The sequence below is a fragment of the Streptomyces durbertensis genome (genome assembly GCF_014156695.1).
In the GTDB taxonomy this organism is placed as follows: Bacteria; Actinomycetota; Actinomycetes; order Streptomycetales; family Streptomycetaceae; genus Streptomyces; species Streptomyces durbertensis.
Genome location: NZ_WMLF01000711.1, coordinates 1 through 1,612, shown reverse-complemented (window position 1 = coordinate 1,612; position 1,612 = coordinate 1). Strand labels below are relative to the sequence as shown.

Sequence of the window (1,612 nt, the reverse complement as noted above, 5' to 3'; positions counted from 1 at the left end):
TCCCCCACCCTTTGCACCCGTTCAGCCGCTCCCACCACGCACCCACCACCCTGGTGCCCCACCCTGGGCACGTGAACGCACTCGCGCAGGTTTTCGCCCTTCTCACCGCCCTGATCCACGTCGTGGTCGGGCTGGTCGAGGCCTTCGTCCTCGGCCGGAGCCGCGAGGCGCGCCTCTTCCTGACCCGCGAGCCGGGCAACCCGCCCGAGGTCCGCCTGTGGACCGTCAACGTCGGCTTCTACAACATCTTCCTCGCCGCAGCTCCCGTGGCCGGTGTCATCGCCTACCACCAGGGCCACACGGACGTCGGCCGCGCCCTGGTGATCTACGCGTCCCTCTTCATGATCGCCGCAGGCCTCGTCCTCTACGTCTCCGACCGCCGCCTCTGGTCCGGCGCCCTCGGCCAGTCCGTCCCCGCCCTCATCACCCTCCTGGCCGTCCTCACCTCCTGACGTCCGCGCGGTGGCGGAAGACCGGAAGAACGCCTGTTGCCCTCACCGTGATGCTGCACGCAGACGACGGACAAGGTCCGGATACTCGTTCAAGATCCGCTCGATGGTCGCCGGGTCGCCCAACGTCATGCGCTGCAAGACCAGCGACTGGTCGGCCTGGGCGGAGACCAGCGCCTCCGCCTCCTCCTCGGAGGTCGCCCGGTGAATCAAGCCGCTGTACACCCCGATCACCTGGTTCACGAGTTCGCGCGCATCGACGTACCGGTCACTCTCACTCGCTGTCCAGCGTCCGAGCCTGGAGACGCCGCTCAGACCTCGCTTCTCCGCAGCCATACCCACCATCCTCTCTCTGCTCGAACTCCCCATCGTGGCAGCCCGATCGATGAAGTGCAGGTGCATCGACGCAGTCACACCACGCTGCCCCACCTCTCAACGAATACCCGCCCCCGTGTCCACTCCCGCCGCATCCGCACCACGAGCCGCATCCCGGACTCGCCTGACCCCGTGTTGCCACCGGTACCGGCGACGAGCGGCCGGCCAAACCTCAGGTCGCTACCCGAACCGGACCGAAGGCTGAACACACGGCATCACTCGGAGGGTGCGGCAGCCGGCTCCAGATGGGCTGCGATACGCGCGATGGTTCCCGCGTTGTCTCTGAACTCGTGCGCCTGCATGCCCGCCCGCCGGGCGGCCTCCACGTTCGCCGCCGCGTCGTCAATGAACAGACATTCTCCCGGCCGCACTTCCAGCCGCTCACAGGCCACCTGGAACGCACGCGGGTCCGGCTTGCAGATCCCGATCTCGTGGGAGTAGACGATCTGCTCGACCAGTTCGTCAAAGCGGTAGGCAGCGATCTCCCGCTCCCGTGCACCCACAAAGCTGTTGCTCAGGATGCCCAGCCTGCAACGCGACCGCAGACTCTGCACATACGCGATCAATTCCTCGTTCGGAGACCCCAGATACTCCGTCCACAGATCCGCCATGAAGGCCTCGATCTGGCCTACCTCAAGCCGGAGACGTTCGGCCACCTCCTCGCGCACCTCACGCTCGCTGACCGCCCCGACACTCCCTGCCTCCCAAACCTCCCCCAGCCGCTCGCCCACCGCACCCGTCGGCAACCCAAGCCGCTGCTCCCAGCGGCCGACCCACCCCGTGTCGGG

Annotated in this window: 3 protein-coding genes; 1 reads left to right on the top strand and 2 read right to left on the bottom strand. The window is 67.6% G+C overall.

Annotated elements, in window-relative coordinates:
- The coding region (locus tag GL263_RS26155) for a DUF1304 domain-containing protein (RefSeq protein WP_228456842.1) at positions 1-452 on the top strand (452 nt) is incomplete at its 5' end.
- A 42-nt stretch (positions 453-494) separates the two neighbouring features.
- Here the strand turns inward: GL263_RS26155 and GL263_RS26150 are convergent.
- A complete protein-coding gene (locus GL263_RS26150) occupies positions 495-785 on the bottom strand; it encodes a hypothetical protein (protein ID WP_182858209.1) in 291 nt (96 codons plus the stop codon).
- A 254-nt stretch (positions 786-1,039) separates the two neighbouring features.
- On the bottom strand, positions 1,040-1,612 hold a 573-nt coding region (locus GL263_RS26145), incomplete at its 5' end, for an HAD-IA family hydrolase (RefSeq protein ID WP_182858208.1).